Origin of the sequence: Ruminococcus sp. AF31-8BH (assembly GCF_003460605.1) — a bacterium.
In the GTDB taxonomy this organism is placed as follows: domain Bacteria; phylum Bacillota; class Clostridia; order Lachnospirales; family Lachnospiraceae; genus Blautia_A; species Blautia_A acetigignens.
Genome location: NZ_QTVN01000021.1, coordinates 21505 through 44879, shown reverse-complemented (window position 1 = coordinate 44879; position 23375 = coordinate 21505). Strand labels below are relative to the sequence as shown.

The window sequence follows — 23375 nt, the reverse complement described above, 5'->3', positions numbered from 1 at the left end:
GGCTATTCCTCATTTCTTAAGATTCGGACAAGGATATTGGAACAGCGGATGCTCTTCCTTTCTCCACCTTCAGTCAACACATTATCAAAAATAACGGTATTTCCGTCTTCAATTCTGTATACTTCTATTTTTCTTATTTTCTGCTGTGAAAATTTTCCTTCACAAAGCTGCAGAAGCATTTCATTGAGCTGAAAATCAGATGTCTGATCCTGAATAAATTCACTTCGTTCTCTTTTCAGGGCGTCCATATCAATTTCTTTATTTCGAATCAGTTCTACCATAATTTCCTTAAAAATTTCTACATTTGGAATGAGCTGGTTTAGGTTTTCCTGCCTGCTTTGTATTTCTAAAAGAGAAATTTCTCCTGTTTCAACCGTCTGTTCTATAAGAAATCCCAGGCTGTTTTCATAACATTTCAGTTTTTCCTTTCGCTTTTTTTCCTGTTCTTTCTGGTATGCTTCTTCATCAAAATCCAGAATTTCTTCTGTATCTTCTTCCTCATTTCGTACACTGGGTTTCTGATATAACAACGCCTTATTCAGATTATAAATTTTCTCTGGCTCCTGATTAAATAAAGGCCGCAAAAAATATTCCAGATTTCCAAGAGACGCTGGTTTTTCCAGAACCTTATCATAAAAATCGTTTCGGAAAGAAAATCTCTGGATCAGCGATACCTGAGACAATAATTCCAGTTCTTTGGTATAAAGAGCCTTCAGGTCAAAATGACTGCTGAGAATTTTCTGGTGTTCATCGATGGTGCGGTTCAGGTATCCTTCTATGATACGAAGATTCTCCAGATTTTCCTCTTCCTTTTCTCCCAGACGACGAACATTAATATTTTCTTCTTCCAGATTTTTTACCCGGCTTCGAACCAATTCCCGGTATTTCTGAAATTTTTCTTTGGTGTCGCTGATAGTATCCAGATTTTCCAAAAGGATTTCTTCGTAATCCTTTACGGAGTAATTCAATGCATTTCTTCTGATTTTTCCCATAGCTTCCTGAATCTTCTGAAGCTGGATCCGCATCAGGTTAAATACATTTTTTATCTCATCCACAGCCTTGTCGTAGCTCTGCTTTTCCAGATGCATCTGAAAGATCATTTCGTGAATGGTAAGCTTCATATTATTTTCAATTTCAAGGGTGGAAAGTATAAGATTATACCCGTCATCGGTAAGATAATAGGACGTTCTGCGAACCTCCTGATCAAGATAAACAATACGGTTCGCCACATAACTGACATGCATAATATGATAGGCATTCTGCTCGAAATCGTACCCGTCAAAATACATGGCACGGCCTTCGTTGGACAGAATGACGTTGACAATAAAATCCCCCAGCTTCCTGCAGTCCTCGTAGGTGATTTGCTTTTGCAGATATCTGGTATTAAGGGTATCAATATATGCCCCGATATCATCCATGGTACAATTTTCTTCTTTCAGGGACTGCTCCATAATGTAAAGCATAACAGCAAAAATAAGATTCAGCTGTTCATCAAATTTTGAAAAGCCAAACTGTTTCCAGGACATTTTCTGAGCGCTGTTCTGAATGAGCACCGCATACAGTCCCACATTTTTCATTCGTCTTGGAAAATTTTTGAGGAATTCGTACTGCAAAGACTGCCTCCTTCAGCATTGGTAGATATGCTTCGTAATTTATTCTATATTTTGCGTTGCTGCCTTTTGCCATATTAGATATTAGCTTATCTGATTTTCTAAAAGTCTGCTCTGTTTAGAATTTCCTGTGGAACATACCTTTCATTCTGTAAAACTGCCTGCATTTTTTCCACAGTAGTGTTGCTGAAATAGGAAAAGAATATGGAAGTAATATTTCGGTTCTGATGTTCTTTGGTCTCTGGCAAATTTTCCAGGCGGTCTGCCTTGTTCAGCATTGCTTCATATGCAGGAATAAAGGGCTTGATTTCCCATCTGTCCTGAAATCGTTCTACCAGATTCTCATATATTCCAATTCCCTCATAGTCCAGATCACCAAAGTAAAAAATCTTATTTCCAGAATCTGTCATATAGGGTTCCGCACACAGGTCAAAATCCTGGAAGGAACGGAGAATACCTTTGCCTGCCCCATAAATGAGTGTTCCCACTTCCATATTAAAAATTTCAGTATGCCCGCTCAATAAATGGCTTCGCATACTGAAAAAAGGATCTTTGTTTTCCAAAATCAGGAGATTCTGCGGGGTATTTCTTGTATGAGTGTAATATGCCAACGGTTCTGTCGTCCGATAGATATTCAAAAATTCTAAGCCCAGTCCGCATCGATTCAGTATTTTCTTCCCTTGCTCCCTGTCCAGGAATTTCTCTCTGCTCCAGATTTCAAAGCTTCTCTCATTCAGTGACTCTGCGGTCTTCAAAGCGTCCTTATGTTCTTTCAGGTACTCATTCAACAGAAGCACCCATGGTCGATCTGTTTCATAAACATCTGGATGTGTAAGATAATAATCTACTGAAATCCTTGTAGAAAAATTATATTTTATTTCCTCTATATACTCGCTGTAATCCTTCTTCTCTTCCAGAATCCAATATTCCCGATAAAGTGCAGGCTTTTTCCCATTGGTCCTGGATGCTTTCACGGGCTTTATTTTTTCTTCTTCAAGCAGCTTCCGAATATATTCGTATTGCTCCTGATAGGACTGATCCTGCATAGTGCGAAGAAGAGCTTCTAAGGAAATTCGTTTCATAGAGGGAACTCCTCCGAATACAAATGTATGTTCTTATAGGTATCTTATCATAGATGTGTGTATTTTTCTATAATAATTTTTACTTATAACAGAAAAACCCCGGAAACCTTACGGTTCCGGGGTATCTTACGTTTGGACACATGTACCTTGCGGTACTCTATTTATATAATTAAGATGTTATGCTAAAATTATTCGATAACTGTAGCAACACGTCCTGATCCAACAGTACGTCCACCTTCACGATACTTTAATCCCGTTTTACCTCATATTTTTTATGGTTTTCTCTCCAAAATACAGTGAAAAACGGCTGAATTGCACCACCTATTTTGATTTGCCTGATTTCTTGGCACCGTTTTGGCACCGGAGAATACTCAAACCGATTTTCTTCTGTAGATACTAGATACTTCTCTACCAACTTTATATTGCACCGGTAATTTTTAACTGTTATAATCGAAACATGGGTGCTACCATAACGGTAGGCGGTTAGTCCTTCTCCAGAGGGACTGTGACCCTCTGATTACATAGAAACCTGTAAAGGAATCCATTGGAAAGGAGGGCTAAGCCAATGAGTATTATTGACTTCATAGCAGTAGTGAGCTTCGGCTTAACCTGCTTTAGTATCGGATATACATTAGGCAAAGATAATCATAAACCACAAAAATAACCGCCCTGGTCTGGTAAACTAAGCGGTTATCTTTGATGATATTCTAAATAGTAAAACGGACTAACCGTCTATCGGTAGCACTCTTTTTCTATAATCATATTAGCACGCATCTGTGGAAATGTCAAAAATTTTCTTCTTTCTCAACTATATCTATTTCCATACATTTTTACAACCTATTTCAAGTGTTCCTCAAAAATTAATTCGAGTTCCTTATTCCCTCTCAAGAATTCATACTCTTTCTTATTTTCAATTTCCGAATACAATTCACGAACAAAATTTTTTCCAACTCCCGAAAAGGCTTTTCCCTGTGCAGTATCTTCATACCTGTAATACAAAGGGGATTGTGTCATATTCCAAGGCTTCTGTGATTCACTTAATAATTGCTTAATTAACTGAACACATTTTTCTACATCTTTTCGATATCCAGCAATCAGCAGATATGGCACTGTGTTGCCGTAATTCCATAGTCCAAACAACGATATCATGTGATCTGTAATCTCAGCAATTCTCTCTGCTTTATCATGATTTCCTGTTTCTTCTTCCATTTCAATTAACTTATACAAGTAGCTTTGAATATTGACAACTGCCTGTAGCAGTTTCCCTTCCAGGAATAACGCAGCAGTGTCTGTTCCTTCCTGATGTGCTAATACACTTGTTTTCATAATCGTTGCATCAATTACAGTATCAGGAATTTTTTTCAAAAGGGCATTTGCTTCTTCATATTTCTCCATTTGGACATATTTTGTTGCAAGTATAAAAACGCTTGAATTTCTCACTCTTTCATCCTGACTGTCTGCTGTTCGTTCCAGCCACTCAATAATAGCTGCATTATATTCCATTCGTTCTTCGCCATTAAGATCTGACAAAGTCAAAGATCCGTTCAGAACGGTTGCGATCGTATATATTAATAAGTCGCAATGAGGATACTCCTGTATTTTACGAGATGCCATCTCGAAAGCCTCTGTAAAGCTGTCCAATGAAACTTCCGAAAGTTCATTCACAAATTGTCCAATCTCTTTTTCGGTCAATTCTTCACGAAACGAAAACAATTCATTCATATCAATTTTCAATAATCGTGCCAAAGCTGGAAGTAATGAGATATCCGGATATGTATTTCCCTTTTCCCATTTATTTACCGCAGGAGTAGAAACACCCAGATAATTTGCCACCTGTTCTTGTGTTAATCCCTCAGTTTTTCGATAGTTTTTTATCTGCTCACCAATACGCATTGTTCGCACCTCCTGTCCTTATTTCCATTATAGCGTTCCCAATACATGTTTACAATTGAGCCTTTGTTTACTTATTACTTTCTTTTTTTAACTTTCAATTAATTTTCTCTAATATTTATATCATCAGCAACAAACTGCCCACAAATTTAAGAACGGGCTACTAACCCTCAAACGACAGTGCATTACATTGCATCAGCTAAACCAACCTTGTTATCCTGAATCACCACTCCTTCATCTTCGCTTCATGCCTATTTTTCATAATTTGCAACTGGTATATAATGACAGGGATTAGAAAAATCACAGCAACTATGCCTAAAATAACAGACCGATTTACGGTAGCAAATGCCACGAGCATAAGCATTAATAAAAGCCAGGGATTTCGCAAATTACTGTAATAATTTGCCCTATCTTCATAGGACGTATGAAGTTCAAAAGGTTTTCCATCATTTTCTTTTTCTACAATCAGCAATTCCCTGTTAAATGTTGTAGTGTTTGTTGCAATACGACCGCCAATTTCAGCCCACGGACGCCAGCGAACTTTACCAACAGAATAATTAAGATTGATATTTTTATAGAATACGGAATATCCCATTTCTTCCAAGAAATCATGGTAATCTTCAGCATTAGCTTTTGATTTTTGTCCTATAAACTCCACGCAATATTGAACTTGACCTGGCTTACATTTTTCAAATTCATAGAGTAATTTTCCCGTTCGAATAAGGCGATAACCTTTTTCAGCCATCTTATTCAGCCAGTTTTTCTGTACCGTCAATAGCCCGCCAAAAAAACGATAACACTTTTTGCTCATAATGTACCTCCTACAATTCCGCTTGCAATACCTACAAGTTCACGAAGTCTGATAAGTTCTTTTTCAGCTATCTCCTTTCCTTTTACAGTGATAAGATACTCTTTTTTTCTACCTTCACTATCTCCGAAAAGCTCAATCCATCCCTTTTCCTGCATTGAATTTAATGCACCATATAAAGTGCCTGCTCCCAATGAAAGCCGCCCACCTGTTTTTTCTTCAATGAACTGCATGACAGCATATCCGTGTTTAGGTGAATAGAGTGAAAGCAAAATATAGAATGTCACTTCTGTGAGTGCACCACTTTTCACATTATCCCTCATAGCATCCCCTCCTTATTACGGTTACTGTAATAACTATATCAGTAACCGTAATAAAAATCAAGAGATGTGAAATAAATCTTAATAAGCCGGATAGTATTATACTTTTCCTGTTCAGTCCTTTACAACCAATACTTATATATAAAGTATTTCTCTCAACACCATTTCTTCTGCACTGGCTTTTATATTATTCATCAGCCTAACCCACTTCGTCTGGTTCTGTACCTTTAATTCTTCAGTTACACCCTGTTTTTCTGCCATCTGTTCCATAAGCATTTCCACCTGTTCTCTGCTTTCCTGATCAATCTGATTCAGGTGTTCCGTCAGCTTTCCAGTCAACAACAAATATTGATATTTTGCTAATCTGTGTTCCTTCAGAAACTGTTTTCGCAGCATTCCATATTTCCCATATATCGGTTTTTCTTCATTCAATACCAAATTCGGCAAATAATAATCTCCATGCAAAGTATAGCTTAATCCGTTCTTTTCATCATAAATGTGTGTTTCCATAATCTTATCTCTCCATTTCTCTGTTTTTTGATTTAGTTTTCTTACGCTGCTGATTCTCCATCTCGCTTTTTTTCATTCCCCATGCCAATCTTTCATGAATATTTCCCTTCGGCATTTGCTCCATCCGTCGCTTTTCTTCCAGGACTTTCTCGTTTTGAATATCCTGCTGTACTGCTGTATCTACAGTTTCTATTCCAAGAACACGCACAACACGATCATACCTATCAGAAACACCTTGTAATATATCTTTTTCTTCTGACAATTTCTGATTGTCTTTACGTATATCATCCAGTTCTCTCTGAATAGCATTATATTTCTGTTTCACCTTTTGATATTTTTTCTTCCACCCTTCCACCTCTTTCGTGAGTTCTTTAACCTGAGCCGCCATTACAGCAACCTTATTCTTTATTTGAAGAAACAGTGGTTTAATTTTTTTGTCTCGATAGGTTACTGCCCGTTCTAGCGTGCCCGCCTCCGGCAGTAACATTTTAACTGTTCCATATTCTTTGATTTCTTTGCTCACACTATCCATAATCGGTTGTAGCTGTTCTCTGCGATCTTCCAGGCTTTTTAGTTCTTTTTCTGCGCTCCCTGCCTTTTGTTCTGCTTCTTGCTTCGCCTTGATTGCCTGTTCCTTATCGTCTTTTAAATTCTGGATATCTGCTCTGGATTCTGCAATTTGTGCTGTTAATTCTTCTTTTTCAGCAGTTAGATGCTCTTTTTCCTGCTCCAATTCCTGTACTTCCTTTTTCCGTTCTTTTTTCTTGAAGTTATAGACATCCAGATGTTCCTCATGAGTACCTTTCTGTTCCCATTCAATTCCATACTGCCTTGCAATCTCTGCCAGTACTTCTTTTTCATGATTTATCCACTGATTCAGCTCCGTATCATGCTTATTTCCACCTTGAAATCCAAGACCTTTTAATGCCTGTTTCAGCGAAACTCTGGTATCCATTCCTTTTCCTTTCCAGCCCGTCACATAAGGAATAAAGTCAATATGAAGATGTGGAGTAGCCTCATCCTGATGCAAATAGCAACTAAATACCCGAAGTGTCGGATTCCGTTTCTGGAAATCTTTTACATACTCATCCAGTACGTTTACAGCCAGATTTCCTGCTTCTGTTCCAACAGCCATATCTTCTCGGTTTCCAATCTGGAAAATCACTTCATGGAACAACTTTTCCTGTTTTCCCTGCCGGATTTTTTCATAGTAATTTGTAATCTTCCGGTCTTTTCTTTTCCCGGTATTGTATCTCTCCACAGCATCATCAAATAACTCTTTGTAAACTTCTTTCAGATTTTCATTCTGGTAACAAATATTTAATTGTACTCTGTCTGGGTCTACATTCTCTGCGAAAAACTCTCTCCTGTTATGAGCCAGAGAACCTTTCCCAATCATACCGCTAATTGTTCGTTTTATCATAATGTTTCTCACCTCTTTTCTAATCAAGTGCTAGATATGGCACATAATTTTTATTCACGCCAGTAATAGCGATATTAAGAAACTTTCGCCGGATACGGCGGTTTTGTTACTTTTGTCAAAAGTAACGCAAAAGCACTTTCGACAGCCGTACCGTCCATCAAAAGTACCCTTGCGCCCTGCCGGGGGCTATTCCTCCCGTTGGTCGGTTCACTCCTGCGTTACTTGTATGGCTGAATTATCCCGGTATCCTTGCCCGGATATATTCCAGATCACCACAATACGGTGTTCCTACAAGATACCATTCTCTTGCAGGATTCATTTCCATTCTAGTCTGAACCCATTCATCATCAAGCAACACTTCCAGGCATTCTCCACAGTGAAATCCTGTATCAATCCATAGATCTGATGATAATAATCCATATCTTTTGTTATAACTGTTATATCCTAATCTTCCTTCTCGCATTATGCCATTCTCCTTTCATTTAGCGTTTCCGCAGGGACGCCCTGAATCAGGGCTCCCTTTTGAAAATTCTCTTCTCCACCAACAAACTCCCGGCTACATCTTACCAGCTTTCTACTTGTCTGCTATCTACAGGTGCGTGACACGCTCCTGTAATAAAGTAGTCAGAAAGAACCTTTACCATCGAAAGTTCTCCGGTATTCCCCGTCTGTCCAGATATTCCTGCCGGAACTTTTCCCTTTCTTCTTCCGTTGGTGCTGTTTTGGATTTGCTATACACTTCACGATTCACCATTGCATCCAGTTTTTTCTCCAATCCCAACCGGATTATTTCTTCGCCATCGTAGTTATCCATCAAAAAATATTGCAGGAGTTGAAAAAATAACTCGTATGGAATCTGTACATTTTTATTTTGCATCTGTTCTCCTTTCAAGGTGGCAAGATTCCCTCTTCTTAAGAAATGGTAATCTTGCCATCTTCCATTTTTATTCTGGCAGCATCCAATACCATTGCTTTCCACGTTTTACAGAATCAATTTCAAGTTCCCGTTTGGCATTCCATAACGTTTTACTTTTTATTCCTCTGGTTTCGGCTTCTTCTGCAATTTTCTTTTGAGTCATTCCTCCATTTGCCAGTATTTCAAGGAGAAATTCTTTTGCTTTCCGACTTTTCTGCCCTCTGCCGTCTCCATTAAGAAGTTCATCGGCACTGATATCATATTCTCCAATCCATTCAAAGCCATTATTCTTATCCAGTCTGAATGCAATGGACGTTCCTTCCGGTGCAAGAGAACTCTTCGTATGACATACCACTCTTACTTCTGGTTCATCTTTCACTCGCCCGACAATCAGGACACTTCTTGCAGCAGCCTGAAAATCAATGGAGCCAAGTCCTCGATAAGAAGATTTGCCGTTACTGTTTTTGTTCATATGACCGATTAAAATGACTGCACAGTGATATTTTTCTGCCAGCACTGCGACACGCTTCATCAATGGCCTGATCTCATTTGCCCTGTGCATGTCTACCTCTGCTCCCAGGAATCCCTGAATCGGATCAAGAACAACCATTTTGGCTTTTGTCTGCACGATTGCTTCTTCTAATCTGGCATCTGCCATTGTCAGTGGCTGGTCACTGTCATCAATCACCAGCACCCTCGAACAATCTGCACCTGCAGCAAGTAATCTGGGTTTGATAGTATCTCCTAGACCATCTTCCGCTGTCTGATAAATCACATTTACAGGTGACATAGAAGACTGTTCCTGAATATTATCTTTGGCATCTAGATCTTCATTCTCACTACCGACTTCATCACTTCGTTTTTCTTTTGTTGTATCAGTAACAGGAAGAATCGGCTCTCCTCTGGTCAGTTTTGCAATAATCTGAAGTACCATTGTTGTCTTTCCTTCTCCTGGATCTCCCTGTATAATGGTCACTTTTCCATAAGGAATAAACGGATAAAGCAGCCATTCTACCTGTTCCACCTCTACTGAATCCATATTGATCAGTTTCAGTTTTGGTTCTATTCTGCAATTCTTAATTTTGTTTTTTTCATTCATATTCATTCCATCATCTCCTCCTGCCCTTCCGGGCAAGTCTCTGATGAACAGATATTCGGGAATTGTCGTATTTCTCGATTCGTGATATACTGAATCTGCCAAGATGGTATATCAGTTAATCTGATTATCAGAGAACTTGCTCAGATTATTTATCTGGGCTTTTTCTTTTGCCTTTTCAACATTCATCTCTTTCTTCTCCCAATCCGGTAACTGCATTTTCATTATCCAGCAGATTTGCAATCTTCCTCTGCTGATTTGGATAAAGATGTCCATAAGTATTCAATGTGATACGAATATCTTTATGACCCAATCTGTCCCGGATCAGTAACGGTTCTACACCTTTCTCAATGAGATAAGCCACATGACTGTGTCTGAGATCATGCACTCGGATTTTCTTTACTCCTGCCAGTTCAATCTGCCGTTTCATCTTATGCTGTACCGCTTCCTGAACAACTGGAAACAATCTTTCTGTATCCGGCATTCCGTAGTGACCATCTACAAATTCCTTAATTTCCTCTTTCAAAAATTCTGGAATTTCGATTGTTCGAAAGGACTGTTTTGTTTTTGGTTCTGTGATAATATCCTGCATTCCTGTTCGGTAATAAGTCTTATTGATACTAAGCTGATTCTTTTCAAAATTGATATCAGCTTTTGTAATCGCAAGCAGCTCCCCAATCCTGCACCCAGTCCAGAACAGCATCTCAAATATAAGATAATATCTTGTTCCCGGCTCCATTGTCTGTATAAACTGTTTGTACTCGTCCAGTGTCCAGAAGTTCAAACTTCTCGAATCCGAATTTCCCATTCGTTTCACTTTCTTGCATGGATTAACTGGCAAATCATATATTTTAGCTGCATGTGTAAACAGACTGGTCAACTGATTCTGAATCATTCTCAGATAAGAATCTGAATATCCTTTTTTCTGAATTTCATTCTGCCACTGAATAATCTGTGAAGCCTTGATCTCACTCATCATCTGATTTCCAAAGTATGGAACGATATGCTGTTGCATCATATATCTTTTATTTTTGATTGTTCGATCTTTTAGGTCATTCTGTTTGTCTGAAAAATAAATCTCAATAAAATCGCTCAGTTTCATATCCATACTTCGCTCAGTGCTCAACTTTTTACTTCGTTCAAACTCCAATGCTTCTCGCTTTGTTTCAAATCCACGCTTTCTGCGTTTTTTCTTCTCACCCATAACATTTGTCTCAAACCACTGGGCTGTCCATTTTTTTGTGTCTTTTTCTCTGTAAGCCATATTAATCCTCCTTAATTTCCTGCTATTTCATAGCCATACATCTTTTTTGCCCAAAACGCCTTTGGTATTCTTCCAGCCATCGTAATATATCCCTGTGCAGCCAGTTCCTTATTCATAGCTTTCACCAGTTTATAAGCATAAGATTTTGAGCAGTTTAATTCCTGTGCCACTTCATCAGCACTCATCATATAATTGTAGCTTGCCATACTGCATCCTCCTTTCCTCTCCAGATACAGAATACGTTTACTGTATTTCTATATCTGTACGATTTTCGTAACTTGATAATATCATGTATTTATTTCATTGTCAATATTTCGTAAACATATTTTTACGAACTTCGTATATTATTTTCTCTTTATTTTATTCCAGGTCTGTGCTATGATATTCTATAGATTTATGTTTTTCGTAATTTTGCAATATATGAAAAAGGAGGATTCTATGGGTGACGGTAAAAATTTAAAGAAATATCTTGATGAAAAAGGCACAAATGTCCGTAAAATTGCAAAGGCAACCGGAATCAGTGCCACAACCTTATATTCAATTATTCAAAAAGATTCCAATATTCGATTTGATTTTGCTTTAAGACTTGCAAATGAATTACAAATTGATGTGAATGAGATATGTTCTGCCAGTCCATTTTCTGGCACAATTAAGGAAGAAGAGATTTATCCTACACTTCCAGACGGTTTGAACGGAGCATTAGACGCAAGCCGTGTAAAGACTTATTTAAAAAATTCTATGTACCCGTTGATGTATCTTTTCGGTAAGAACAGTATGCCTGATGTAGATAATCTGCTCACATCGTTCTATCAGCTTGATGATGAAGCCAGACAGGAAGTTGTGGAAACGATCCGTCTGAAACTGCAATATCATCGTGATCCGGAACGTGCTGAACAGATCAAACAGATCAAAGGCTGGTAAAAAAATTACTCCTGTGAATAGCAAATATTCGCAGGAGTTTCTTTTTGGCACCGTTTTGGCACCGCTAGACTGATTTTTCAATTTTAAATTTATCCGTATTTCATCTTTCTGATAAACGTTTCACTGTTTCTAATCTGATAATTTTACAAACAATTCTTTTCTTAGAGTACAGAAAAACCCCAGAAACACAAGGTTTCTGGGGTATCTTACGTTTGGACACAAGTTATCTTGCGATAACAAATCTATTTTCAGATTGTATTACTCGATGATTGTAGCAACACGTCCTGATCCTACAGTACGTCCACCTTCACGGATAGCGAAAGTAAGACCCTGGCTCATAGCGATTGGGTGGATCAGTTCGATTGTCATCTCGATGTTATCTCCAGGCATGCACATCTCTGTTCCTTCTGGAAGGTTGATAACACCTGTTACGTCTGTTGTTCTGAAGTAGAACTGTGGACGATAGTTGTTGAAGAATGGTGTATGACGGCCACCCTCGTCTTTAGTCAGAACGTAAACCTGAGCTGTGAATTTTGTATGGCATGTGATTGTTCCTGGTTTAGCAAGAACCTGTCCACGCTCGATCTCGTTTCTCTGAACACCACGAAGAAGTGCTCCGATGTTATCACCAGCCTGAGCCTCATCAAGAAGTTTACGGAACATCTCGATACCAGTTACAACAACTTTACGAGTCTCTTCTTTGATACCAACGATCTCAACTTCGTCAGATACGTGAAGAACACCAGCCTCTACTCTACCAGTAGCAACTGTTCCACGTCCTGTGATAGAGAATACATCCTCTACAGGCATAACGAATGGTTTATCTGTGTCACGCTGTGGGTCCGGAATGTAGCTATCAACTGCATCCATAAGCTCCATGATCTTGTCGCCCCACTCGCTGCTCGGGTCTTCAAGAGCTTTAAGAGCGGAACCTCTGATAACCGGGATGTCATCTCCTGGGAAGTCATACTCGGAAAGAAGCTCACGAATCTCCATCTCAACCAGCTCAAGGAGCTCGTCATCGTCAACCATATCACATTTGTTCATGAATACAACGATGTAAGGAACACCTACCTGACGGGAAAGAAGGATGTGCTCTTTTGTCTGAGCCATAACACCATCTGTAGCAGCAACAACAAGGATAGCACCATCCATCTGAGCTGCACCAGTAATCATGTTCTTAACGTAGTCAGCATGGCCTGGGCAGTCAACGTGTGCATAGTGTCTATGCTCTGTCTCATACTCAACGTGTGCTGTAGAAATTGTGATACCACGCTCTCTTTCCTCTGGAGCTTTATCGATGTTAGCGAAATCTGTAGCTACGTTACCAGCAACTCTCTCAGAAAGTACTTTTGTGATAGCAGCTGTTAAAGTAGTTTTACCATGGTCAACGTGTCCGATGGTACCAATGTTACAATGTGGTTTTGTTCTCTCAAACTTAGCCTTTGCCATTTTAAAATGTCCTCCTTGATTAGTTGGCTCATTCTCTATTAAAATAGAGCGCCATATCGGTTTTAAACTTGCTATCCTTGATTATATTGCAAATCAAGGATATTTGCAAGCTTTTTATTATTTTATGCGAAACCCTAATTCAGCTTAAAACCAAATCAGTCTTTCTTTGCCAGAACTTTCTCCTGAACACTCTTCGGAACTGGCTCGTATTTCTCAAAGAACATGGAGTAGTTACCACGTCCCTGAGTTCTGGAACGAAGATCTGTTGCATATCCGAACATCTCGGAAAGCGGAACAAATCCACGGATCATCTTACCGCCGCCGATATCATCCATACCTTCGATACGACCACGACGGGAGTTGATATCACCGATAACATCACCCATGTAATCCTCTGGTGTGGTAACCTCAACCTTCATGATAGGCTCAAGAAGGATTGGAGCAGCCTTCTGCATAGCATCCTTGAATGCAAGAGAACCTGCAATGTGGAATGCCATCTCAGAAGAATCGACTTCATGATAAGATCCATCGTATACATTTGCATGTACACCAACAACCGGATATCCTCCAAGGATACCAGCCTTCATAGCCTCTTCGATACCTTCTCCTACAGCCGGGATATATTCCTTCGGAATAGCACCGCCGACAACAGTAGACTCGAACTTGTACAGTTCTTCGCCGTTGGCATCCATAGGCTCGAATTTAACTTTACAGTGACCATACTGTCCACGACCACCAGACTGTTTTGCATACTTGCTGTCTACATCAACAGGTTTGGTGATGGTCTCTTTGTAAGCTACCTGAGGAGCACCAACGTTAGCCTCTACGTGGAACTCACGAAGAAGACGGTCAACGATGATCTCAAGGTGAAGCTCACCCATACCAGCGATAATGGTCTGTCCTGTTTCCTGATCTGTATGTGCACGGAAGGTCGGGTCCTCTTCTGCAAGTTTTGCAAGAGCCTCACCCAGTTTGCCCTGTCCTGCTTTTGTCTTAGGCTCGATAGCCAGCTCGATAACTGGTTCCGGGAACTCCATGGACTCAAGGATTACCGGATGCTGCTCATCACAGATTGTATCACCAGTTGTGGTGAATTTGAATCCGATAGCGGCAGCGATATCACCGGAGTAAACCTTATCCAGTTCCATACGCTTGTTAGCATGCATCTGAAGGATACGGCCAACACGCTCTTTTTTGCCCTTTGTAGAGTTATATACATATGATCCGGAATTCATTGTTCCTGAATATACACGGAAATATGCAAGTTTTCCAACGAATGGGTCTGTCATGATCTTGAATGCCAAAGCGGAGAACGGCTCTTCATCAGAAGAATGTCTCACGGTCGGGTTTCCATCCATGTCAACACCATCGATTGGCGGGATATCTGTTGGAGCAGGCATGTACTCCAGGATAGCGTCCAGAAGCTTCTGAACACCTTTGTTTCTATATGCAGAACCGCAGCATACCGGAACAGCTGTACACTCGCATGTACCTTTTCTCAGGGCTGCTTTCAGTCTGTCTGTGCTTGGCTCTTCTCCCTCAAGATATTCCATCATGAGATCGTCGTCCAGCTCACAGATCTTCTCGATCAGTTCTGTATGATAAAGCTCAGCATCCTCTTTCATGTCTTCCGGGATATCGGTGATAGTGATATCATCGCCCTTCTCGTCATTGTAGATGTAAGCTTTCATTTCGAATAAGTCGATGATTCCCTTGAAGTCATCTTCTTTTCCGATTGGGAGCTGCAGGCAGATTGCGTTTTTACCAAGACGAGTCTTGATCTGCTCTACTGCACCGTAGAAGTTTGCACCAAGGATGTCCATCTTGTTGATGAATGCCATACGAGGTACATTGTAGGTATCAGCCTGACGCCAAACGTTCTCAGACTGTGGCTCAACACCACCCTTTGCACAGAATACGCCGACAGCGCCATCCAGTACACGAAGGGAACGCTCAACCTCAACAGTAAAGTCTACGTGGCCTGGGGTATCAATGATGTTGATACGATGCTCAAGAGCGCCTGCTTTTGGTTTGCAGTTCTCTTCCAGGGTCCAGTGACATGTTGTAGCAGCGGATGTGATTGTGATACCACGCTCCTGCTCCTGCTCCATCCAGTCCATGGTAGCAGTACCTTCATGTGTATCACCAATCTTGTAGTTGACACCTGTATAGTACAGAATTCGTTCTGTAAGAGTTGTCTTACCAGCGTCGATATGAGCCATAATACCAATGTTTCTGGTTCTCTCGAGCGGGTATTCTCTACCTTCTTTTCCAGCCAATGGATTTTCCTCCTTGATTAGAAGCGATAGTGAGCAAATGCTTTATTTGCTTCAGCCATCTTGTGCATGTCTTCTTTCCTCTTTACAGATGCTCCGGTGTTATTGGCTGCATCCATAAGCTCGTTAGCCAGTTTCTCTTCCATGGTCTTCTCGCCTCTCTTGCGGGAGAACATGGTGATCCAGCGAAGAGCCAGAGCCTGACGTCTGTCAGCTCTTACCTCGATCGGAACCTGATAAGTAGCTCCACCGATACGTCTTGCTTTAACTTCAAGCTGAGGCATGATGTTGTTCATAGCCTCCTCAAATACTTCAATAGCTGGTTTGCCAGTCTTCTCTTCCATTCTGGCAAATGCTCCGTAAACAATCTTCTGAGCTACACCCTTCTTACCATCTAACATAATGTTGTTGATAAGCTTTGTAACAACTTTATTGTTGTACATCGGGTCTGCCAGAACGTCTCTTTTCTGAGTATGTCCTTTACGTGGCACGTTACTTCCCTCCTTAATCATTCTGATTATCTCATCGGTACTCACGCAGTAAACTATTGCATGTTCGCACTGGTAATGGTCCTATATTTAACCCGCAACCGACAGGGTATATGGAATACCGTACAAATCTCTATAGTCTCCGCAGTAATACGGATGGATTATTTCTTAACTTTCGGTCTCTTAGCGCCGTATTTAGAACGGGCCTGTTTTCTGTTAGCAACACCTGCAGTATCAAGAGTACCTCTGATGATGTGGTATCTTGTACCAGGTAAGTCCTTAACCCTTCCTCCACGGATCAGAACAACGCTATGCTCCTGAAGGTTGTGACCTTCTCCTGGGATGTAGCTTGTTACTTCGATTCCGTTGGAAAGACGAACTCTGGCGATCTTTCTAAGAGCTGAGTTAGGCTTCTTAGGAGTAGCTGTTTTAACAGCTGTGCAAACGCCACGTTTCTGTGGTGCAGACTGCTCAACTGCTTTCTTTCTTAAAGAGTTATAAGTTCTCTGCAGAGCCGGAGCTGTAGATTTCTTAACAGCTGTCTGGCGTCCTTTTCTTACTAACTGGTTGAATGTTGGCATTCCATTTCACCTCCCGATTTATTTCTCCATAGATTCTTCTATGGGGTTTCCTTGCGGTTGCTATTATCTTAGTAAGCGCGGAAAAAAATGCCTTATTTCGCACGCTTTTTGATTATATCCTGTCTGCATATCTCTGTCAAGGTGTTTTTCTGCAATTTTTCCTTATTTTTTCATATGCAAGGCGGAGGATGGCGGCGTAGCGTTGGCTACGGCGACTGACGGCAACGCGGCATATGAAAAATCAGGCAAGTCAATATGGCGGTTACTTAATTTTCGTTGTGCTAGAGCGTGTTTGAAAAAGGCTTTCTGCAAGATGTGCGTCACAATTTGTGGGAGATTTTGTCCGGATGAGGGCGCCGTAGCGGGCTACGGCAACTGAATTCGGGCAAAATATACCGCAAAGTGGGGCGTGCAGATCGCGGGAATGATTTTTCAAACACGCTCTAGTTATTGCGGTAAAGTTTTAATACGTACTGCTTTCTTCTTATTAAAATGTGCTTTCGAAAAAACATTTTTCAAACCCATCCCCTTTCACAGAAACCAAACTTTACATTGCATTCCTATTTATGCGTTATTATAATAAGTAAAAAGATTTCCCAACTGCAGTATCACCAATAAAACCTGACAGTTTGGTATTCTGCAAATACTCGGAAAGGGGACATGCTATGTCTTTGCATTTTGTAAAACCTTATCATAAGCATCTTATAAAAACTTCTTTTTTGCTCTCTTCTCTATTATGGGGCATGATTCCAGGTTCTATACATACCGTTTGCGCCGAAACTGCCGAAACAGACCAGCAGCTTTCCCAGACGGACAGTCACACTGTGGCAATTGATCCCGGGCATCAAGGACCGAATGTAGATATGAGCGCCTTAGAGCCTCTCGGACCTGGCTCCACAGAAATGAAGGCGAAGGCTTCCACGGGTACCCAGGGGGCTTTCACCGGGCTTGGAGAATACCAGCTGAATCTGGACGTTTCCCTGAAGCTGGAACAGGAGCTTACAGACCGCGGCTACATCGTTGTGCTTACCAGAAGAGATAACGACACAGCGATCAGCAATAAAGAGCGTGCAGAATATGCCGCTGAGCAGGGCGCGGAAATCTGTGTGCGGATCCATGCCAACGGGGCTGATTCTTCTGCTGCCTCCGGTGCCCTTACCATTTCTCCCTCTTCTGCCAACCCTTATGTTGCTTCCCTCTATGAACAGTCCAATCTGCTTTCCCAGTGTGTTCTGGACTCCTACTGCCAGGCAACTGAATTTGACAACCGGGGAGTTACCTATGCAGATAATATGACCGGAATCAACTGGAGCACCATCCCAGTCACCATTCTGGAAATGGGATTTATGACAAACGAACATGATGACCTTCAGATGAGCGATCCTGATTTTCAGGATACCATGGTCACAGGAATTGCAGACGGTATCGATTCTTATTTTGAATCCGTCGGAAAGGATGTAGAAAACTGATGAAAAAGAAACGGCCAGCTTCTTCTTATTTGCTGATGCTTCTCAGCGCGATTGCTGTAATCCTTATTTTATTAATTATTTATTTCACCGTTCGCCAGCAAAATGTTTCCACCAGCACGCAGACAGAAATCCAGACCGCCAGTGCCAGGGAGGAAGATGGGTTCACCTCTGGCGATGCAGAGGCTGATGACGGATTTACTTCCGGAGATATTGCGGATGCTTCTGATTCACCGGAAGGCTTTTCGGAAAGAGAAAGCGCCGGCCCTATGCCAGTGACACAGGCTCCGGAGCAGGCAGATGCCAGCCAGGATCCGTCTGCCGATCAGCCGGAACCTGCGCCAGATGACAGTTCCCAGCCGTCAGAAGCACATGCTAATACACCTGAAGCCAATGCCGAAGACGGCGCCATTTCCCCATCGCAGGGCAATTCTGTTTTTGACAATAAAGCGGACCAGACCATGGAAGACCTCCTTGCACAGATCCGTTTGGCACTGCCCGTCTCCAATGGCTCCTGGAGCGTCTACATCTGTGACCTGTCCGGCGGGTCAGAAGGCACCATCAATGATTTTTCCATGCAGGCGGCAAGTCTGATCAAGCTTTACATTATGGGTGCTGTATATGAAAATTACGACAGCCTGACCCAGCAGTACGGGGCGCAGACCATTGATGGATATCTGCTGCCTATGATCACCGTCAGCGACAATGACGCTGCCAACAGCCTGGTGTCCTGCCTTGGCGGCGGTGACAGCAGTGCAGGTATGGAGAAAGTCAACAGCTTCTGTACAGAACATGGATATAACAGCACCTCCATGGGCCGGCTTCTTCTTGCCAGCAACGAGTTCGGGGATAACTACACTTCCGCTTACGACTGCGGAAAATTCCTGAAGAAAATCTATCAGAGCTGTGCAGATACCTCCAGTGATCCGATTCTGGCACACGCAGAGGACATGTATGCACTTCTGAAACAGCAGCAGCGCAGCAACAAGATTCCGGCAGACCTTCCGGAAGGCGTAAAGGTTGCCAACAAAACCGGCGAGCTTTCCAATGTGGAAAATGATGCCGGAATCCTCTATGATACCAATTCCGGCAATGACCTTGTAATCTGTTTTCTTTCAGAGAATCTTACCGATACTGCTGCCGCGCAAAGTACCATCGCCCAGTTAAGCAGAACCATTTATCTGACTTATAATGGCTGAGACGCAATGCTTAACATGAAAACATGAAAGATTTTTCAAAAAGTGTCTGATTTTTCATCCATCGCAATATAAAAAGAACCATGATACAATGTAAACCGTCCTCAAAATTCTAAGCTTTTGAGACAGCACAGTTTCATGGTTCTTTTTATATTGACTCATCTTATTTTTTAGCCGTTGACCGCTGCGTCCCCTTACTCCGCTTTCCCCTCATCTTCTCCCTCTTCATAGGATTTCTCCCATATCTCGGAGAACACTGCCAGCGGACAGTCTGTAAGCAGACACATCAGCAAAAAGCACTCATACGGATTCACAATATAAATCTCACTCATTCCGCATTTCTTCAGAATGCCCTGGGCTTCTTCTATAAAATGATGGTAACGGTCATAGGGATCGTCATCCTCCATCTCCTGGGACACAATAAAGAATTCGATTGTGAGAAGGTCAAAACGCTCCACCGGGAATTTGTGGTTCAGAATATTGGTAATTCTCTGCCTGCTGAAACGCTTCTGACTGAAATGCTTGGCCAGAATGGAAGCAGACATTTTCTTCAGGTTTCCCATACGGTTGATAGGAATACCATTGCAGATTACCTTCTCAAGATCAGAGGGCGTGATATTCTCTGCTTTCCAGATCTTATTCCGTCCCTTCTCCTCCTCATCCTTCTGGTACATGGCTGCAATAATTTCCTTTGCGCGCTGCAAAAGCCGCTGAAATTCCTGGAAAGCCTGACTCTTCTCGTTCATAGGATCGTCCCATCCGGCTTTCAGGCATGCTAGATATTGAAGAAGCTTCTTCTCTGTATCAATGATAAACTTCCCGCTCATCGCTTCTGCCACAATATCATTATGAGCTGCTGGCTCTATGGTCTTATAGCGATCTTTGTACTCTTCTGCCTTGCTGTAGGGAAGCTGCCTGCTGTAGCAGTACCAGTAGATTACCTCCTCCGGATTGTGAAAATCAAAATCCTGCTCCTTGAGCACTCTGGTAAGGAAATCCGATACATCCTCTGCACTCATGCGAAGCCCAAAGCCCAGAAGAAAAACCGTCTCTCTCTTCACAGAAGCCTGGGTCAGCCAGTTATTCACCAGTGCCGGAAGCTTGGTAGAAGTAGGGTTCATGGACTTGGGCGTATAAGTTTCCTTAAAGGATTCCACCGCAATATCCCTGTATATCTCCTGGGGCACTTCCCCGTAAGGCTCCTCAAGGCCTGCACGCTCATAAATATATCTCTTCAGATGATCTCCAAAGGAAACCAGCTCCATCTCCTTGTAGAGATAATGGAAGATCACTTCTGCATCTTCATCTTCAAAGCTCTCCAGGCTCACCACCTGCCGGAACCTTTGCGCCGCCCTTCTGGTAAATTCAAAATCTTTCACTGCGTCAAATGCCACAGTCTGTTCGAAATCAAGATCCTGCATACGATTTTTCATAATACATCACCTTCATTTTCTTTTTTGTTCTGGCGCAGCCAGGCTCTGAGCGGATGATTCTCACGCTGGATTTCACAGAGAATGATCGTGGTATTGTCTCTGGCGCCTTTCTCCAGAACCTGATCCATAAGAATCTGCACCGTGTCTCCAACAGATTCGCCGGAAGCCATAGCCGTTTCGATTTCCTTATCCGAAAGCATATCGGTCACCCCGTCTGAACAGAGAAGATAACGGTCTCCCTCCTGATATTCCAGAGCCTTTACAGAAGGTTCCAGCTTCATCTCGCTTTCCTCCACTCCCAGAAACTGGGTCAGAGGAGCTTTCCCAAACATATAGCTTCTCAGAACATGATCACTGGAAATCTGCCGGATCTGCCCCTGGCTCTGCTGATAGATCCGGCTGTCCCCAAGATTACAGATATAGACAGACTTCCTGGCAAACACGATCATCGCCATGGTCGTTCCCATGGCATTGATCCGGTTGCTTGCGCTGTAGCTGCACACTGCCTGATTCATAATCTGGCAGGCCTCCAGAAGAAAATTCTCCGGCTGTCTGCGCAGCTTCCCCTTATTTTGTCCATAGTATTTCCCGAATTCCTGGGACGCCAGATAAGCTGCCATCTCGCCCTGGCTCTCTCCTCCCATTCCATCGAAAACGATCAGCACCGGAAAGCTCTCCCGAAGCCGCTCACCGCCGCGCACTTCCTGCATTCCCAGATTCTGGGACGGAAGAATCTCCCCACAGCACCAGAAATTATCTTCATTATTTGATCGCACTTTCCCCGCATGGCAGGTATAAGCATAATTAATACGGTATGTCATATGATTCCTCTTCGCTATTCATCCAGCTGTTCCAGAGCATTTTTCCAGTATTTCTCTCCGCGCTTGGTATACTCTGTACTGTCATTTTCCTTGTCATGGACAACGCCGTCCGTATCGATCCAGCGGATCATCTTGCCGCGCTTATCATAATAATAAAGTTCTTTTTTATTGCCGGTCCATATGTATGCAAAAAACAGTCTCTCATCCCAGTAATAATATTCCTCATAAACACCGTCCTCAGAAGTTTCCGGATAGATCAGTGCTTTTATAAGTTTGCCGTTGCTGTCATAGTAGCGAAGTCGGTCGCCTTCCTTGCCCACTTCCTTACAATCGGCCAGTTCCTCCACAATGGTATTCGCCTGTTCCTTAATGGTCTGGATTGCTGTGGAAAAATCATCGATCTGAGCCGTGCTGTTGTCATTGGCTTCCAGCACTTCCATAACCATGTTGGTGTTCTGTGCCTTCCGGTCCTCGTCATGAATCAGCTTCACATAAACGCCAACAATAATGCATGCTGCCAGCACCACAACCGCAATGGAAATGGTCCATGGAGAAATCCTTCTCTCCTGCTGCGGTGCCTGCCGCTTCTGTCTGGAAGCTGCCTCTGATCTGTCTTCTTTGCGAAGGCTTTTGGATGGCTTCGGCTCCTTTGCGTCCCTGGAGTTCTTTTTCTCCTTCTCTTCTTCCTGACGGATGGCTTTCTCAATCTGCGGTTCTTCTGCCACCTGGGTCCGTTCCATTTTCTCAGCACCTGGTTCTTCCACCACATAATTCTTCTGGTGCCGCTGCTCTATATCACGGGCATCAGCCAGCTGCCACTGGGAGCGTTCCCACTCCTTGGCTGCATTCACAGGTGCGATCCGCAGGCTTTCCAGATCCTGAAGCATATCCTCCGGTTTCCGGTAACGCTTCTGTGGATCATAGGCACATGCCTTCAGTATAATATGGGAAAAGGCAGCGCTTGCCCGGGATGGTGCCGGCATCTTCTCCCCGGCCATGCGCCGTGCCAGTGCATTCTCCTTATCCCGATAGGTAATCAGCTGCTTATCCAGAGACAGAAACGGAAGCCTGTTCTGGTTCATCAGCTTATATAGCACGATTCCAAGGGAATAGATATCAATGCTGCTGTCGTATTTCTCACCTTTATAAATCTCAGGTGCCATGTAGGAGTAGGTACCCTTCTTGGACATATTCCCCACTGTGTGCGCCTGCTCTCTGGCAATTCCAAAATCTCCCAGCTTAAAGTCACCGAATCTGGATACAAAAATATTCTCCGGCTTTACATCCCTGTGAATAATATTCAGCTTCCGGCAGTAAATTAATGCCATGCTAAGATCACAGCCAAGTTTCATTACCTCTTTCTCAGTAAGCTCCTTGCCTGTGCAGTAATCCATAAAACTGGTCAGATATTCCATTCGGATGTAAATATCCCAGCCGATCTCGTCCAGATATTCCACCACTTTAAAATCTTCAAAGGATACAATATGGGAATTTCCGCAGAAATGCTCCATCGTATATATTTCCTGAACGCAGTCCTCCACCAGGTTTCGAAAATATTCTCTGGTAGACTGCTCATCATTCATCTCTGATCTTACGCTGTCAAGCTCTCCCTTATTACCGGGAATCGATATAATCTTAATGGCCGAATAAAAAGTGCGTCCACGCTCTGTCCGCTGCGCCTTATATACTTTCCCAAAAGAGCCTTCCCCTATTTTCTCTACAAGCTGCCACTCTGGCCAGACAGAAACCGGAACCCCTTTCTCCATACAAGCCCCTCCTTTCCCAAAAAGAAAGTCGATTGCTGACCACAATCATCATCCCC

Annotated in this window: 22 protein-coding genes and 2 pseudogenes; 4 read left to right on the top strand and 20 right to left on the bottom strand. The window is 42.3% G+C overall.

The window, feature by feature from the left end:
* Positions 1–2 precede the first annotated feature (2 nt).
* From DWZ38_RS19685 to DWZ38_RS19630, 12 genes are all read right to left on the bottom strand, one after another.
* Positions 3–1613, bottom strand: a complete 1611-nt coding sequence (locus tag DWZ38_RS19685; protein ID WP_021924510.1) for a hypothetical protein — start codon at positions 1611–1613, stop codon at positions 3–5.
* A 98-nt stretch (positions 1614–1711) separates the two neighbouring features.
* A complete protein-coding gene (locus DWZ38_RS19680) occupies positions 1712–2692 on the bottom strand; it encodes a hypothetical protein (protein WP_117854836.1) in 981 nt (326 codons plus the stop codon).
* Positions 2693–3529: 837 nt separating this feature from the next.
* A complete protein-coding gene (locus DWZ38_RS19675) occupies positions 3530–4585 on the bottom strand; it encodes a helix-turn-helix transcriptional regulator (protein WP_117767285.1) in 1056 nt (351 codons plus the stop codon).
* 220 nt (positions 4586–4805) lie between these two features.
* Positions 4806–5393 carry a DUF2812 domain-containing protein gene (locus DWZ38_RS19670; RefSeq protein WP_055056226.1) on the bottom strand — a complete coding sequence of 196 codons (588 nt, stop codon included), beginning with the start codon at positions 5391–5393 and terminating at the stop codon, positions 4806–4808.
* The gene (locus tag DWZ38_RS19665; RefSeq protein ID WP_055056227.1) at positions 5390–5713 is read right to left on the bottom strand and encodes a PadR family transcriptional regulator; all 324 of its coding nucleotides are present in this window, start codon (positions 5711–5713) and stop codon (positions 5390–5392) included. The genes DWZ38_RS19670 and DWZ38_RS19665 overlap by 4 nt, the downstream gene beginning before the upstream one ends.
* A gap of 132 nt (positions 5714–5845) precedes the next feature.
* A complete protein-coding gene (locus DWZ38_RS19660; RefSeq protein ID WP_055258600.1) occupies positions 5846–6220 on the bottom strand; it encodes a TnpV protein in 375 nt (124 codons plus the stop codon).
* Between the two features lie 4 nt (positions 6221–6224).
* Complete coding sequence (locus DWZ38_RS19655; RefSeq protein ID WP_117854834.1) at positions 6225–7643, bottom strand: plasmid recombination protein; 1419 nt, start codon at positions 7641–7643, stop codon at positions 6225–6227.
* A 235-nt stretch (positions 7644–7878) separates the two neighbouring features.
* Complete coding sequence (locus tag DWZ38_RS19650) at positions 7879–8106, bottom strand: DUF5348 domain-containing protein (RefSeq protein WP_055258605.1); 228 nt, start codon at positions 8104–8106, stop codon at positions 7879–7881.
* Positions 8107–8280: 174 nt separating this feature from the next.
* Positions 8281–8520: a hypothetical protein gene (locus tag DWZ38_RS19645; protein ID WP_055258607.1), complete on the bottom strand. Its 240-nt coding sequence runs from the start codon at positions 8518–8520 to the stop codon at positions 8281–8283.
* Between the two features lie 67 nt (positions 8521–8587).
* Positions 8588–9658: an AAA family ATPase gene (locus DWZ38_RS19640; protein WP_081020991.1), complete on the bottom strand. Its 1071-nt coding sequence runs from the start codon at positions 9656–9658 to the stop codon at positions 8588–8590.
* 175 nt (positions 9659–9833) lie between these two features.
* Positions 9834–10919 carry a site-specific integrase gene (locus DWZ38_RS19635; RefSeq protein ID WP_055258611.1) on the bottom strand — a complete coding sequence of 362 codons (1086 nt, stop codon included), beginning with the start codon at positions 10917–10919 and terminating at the stop codon, positions 9834–9836.
* Positions 10920–10930: 11 nt separating this feature from the next.
* Entirely contained in the window at positions 10931–11125 is a 195-nt protein-coding gene (locus DWZ38_RS19630) for a hypothetical protein (protein ID WP_055258613.1), read from the bottom strand.
* 232 nt (positions 11126–11357) lie between these two features.
* On the opposite strand from DWZ38_RS19630, the gene DWZ38_RS19625 reads away from it, so the two are divergent.
* Positions 11358–11840 carry a helix-turn-helix transcriptional regulator gene (locus DWZ38_RS19625; protein WP_015541737.1) on the top strand — a complete coding sequence of 161 codons (483 nt, stop codon included), beginning with the start codon at positions 11358–11360 and terminating at the stop codon, positions 11838–11840.
* A gap of 258 nt (positions 11841–12098) precedes the next feature.
* Here DWZ38_RS19625 and tuf read toward each other — a convergent pair whose 3' ends face one another.
* The 5 genes and pseudogenes from tuf to DWZ38_RS23695 all read right to left on the bottom strand — a co-directional run.
* A complete protein-coding gene (tuf, locus tag DWZ38_RS19620; protein WP_117854831.1) occupies positions 12099–13292 on the bottom strand; it encodes an elongation factor Tu in 1194 nt (397 codons plus the stop codon).
* Positions 13293–13447: 155 nt separating this feature from the next.
* A complete protein-coding gene (fusA, locus tag DWZ38_RS19615; RefSeq protein WP_262579919.1) occupies positions 13448–15571 on the bottom strand; it encodes an elongation factor G in 2124 nt (707 codons plus the stop codon).
* 17 nt (positions 15572–15588) lie between these two features.
* Positions 15589–16059: a 30S ribosomal protein S7 gene (gene rpsG / locus DWZ38_RS19610; RefSeq protein ID WP_207661336.1), complete on the bottom strand. Its 471-nt coding sequence runs from the start codon at positions 16057–16059 to the stop codon at positions 15589–15591.
* 158 nt (positions 16060–16217) lie between these two features.
* Complete coding sequence (gene rpsL / locus DWZ38_RS19605) at positions 16218–16637, bottom strand: 30S ribosomal protein S12 (RefSeq protein WP_117854826.1); 420 nt, start codon at positions 16635–16637, stop codon at positions 16218–16220.
* A 262-nt stretch (positions 16638–16899) separates the two neighbouring features.
* Positions 16900–17013, bottom strand: a pseudogene (locus tag DWZ38_RS23695) (DUF6783 domain-containing protein); the annotation flags it as partial.
* On the opposite strand from DWZ38_RS23695, the pseudogene DWZ38_RS23690 reads away from it, so the two are divergent.
* The 3 genes and pseudogenes from DWZ38_RS23690 to DWZ38_RS19595 all read left to right on the top strand — a co-directional run bounded on the left by DWZ38_RS23690 (position 16963) and on the right by DWZ38_RS19595 (position 19302).
* Positions 16963–17217: pseudogene (locus tag DWZ38_RS23690) on the top strand (DUF6783 domain-containing protein). The pseudogenes DWZ38_RS23695 and DWZ38_RS23690 overlap by 51 nt on opposite strands.
* Positions 17218–17380: 163 nt before the next feature.
* The gene (locus DWZ38_RS19600; protein ID WP_243000408.1) at positions 17381–18106 is read left to right on the top strand and encodes an N-acetylmuramoyl-L-alanine amidase; all 726 of its coding nucleotides are present in this window, start codon (positions 17381–17383) and stop codon (positions 18104–18106) included.
* Positions 18106–19302, top strand: coding sequence for a serine hydrolase (locus tag DWZ38_RS19595; protein WP_021924460.1), 1197 nt, complete (start codon positions 18106–18108; stop codon positions 19300–19302). Before DWZ38_RS19600 ends, DWZ38_RS19595 begins: the two co-directional genes overlap by 1 nt.
* A 191-nt stretch (positions 19303–19493) precedes the next feature.
* On the opposite strand, the gene DWZ38_RS19590 is transcribed toward DWZ38_RS19595, so the two are convergent.
* Genes DWZ38_RS19590 through DWZ38_RS19580 form a run of 3 tightly spaced genes read right to left on the bottom strand, consistent with a single transcriptional unit; the run spans position 19494 to position 23319 of the window.
* The gene (locus tag DWZ38_RS19590; protein ID WP_021924461.1) at positions 19494–20732 is read right to left on the bottom strand and encodes a hypothetical protein; all 1239 of its coding nucleotides are present in this window, start codon (positions 20730–20732) and stop codon (positions 19494–19496) included.
* The gene (locus tag DWZ38_RS19585) at positions 20729–21553 is read right to left on the bottom strand and encodes a protein phosphatase 2C domain-containing protein (protein ID WP_021924462.1); all 825 of its coding nucleotides are present in this window, start codon (positions 21551–21553) and stop codon (positions 20729–20731) included. The genes DWZ38_RS19590 and DWZ38_RS19585 overlap by 4 nt, the downstream gene beginning before the upstream one ends.
* 14 nt (positions 21554–21567) lie before the next feature.
* Entirely contained in the window at positions 21568–23319 is a 1752-nt protein-coding gene (locus DWZ38_RS19580) for a serine/threonine-protein kinase (protein ID WP_117854823.1), read from the bottom strand.
* Between the last annotated feature and the right edge of the window lie 56 nt (positions 23320–23375).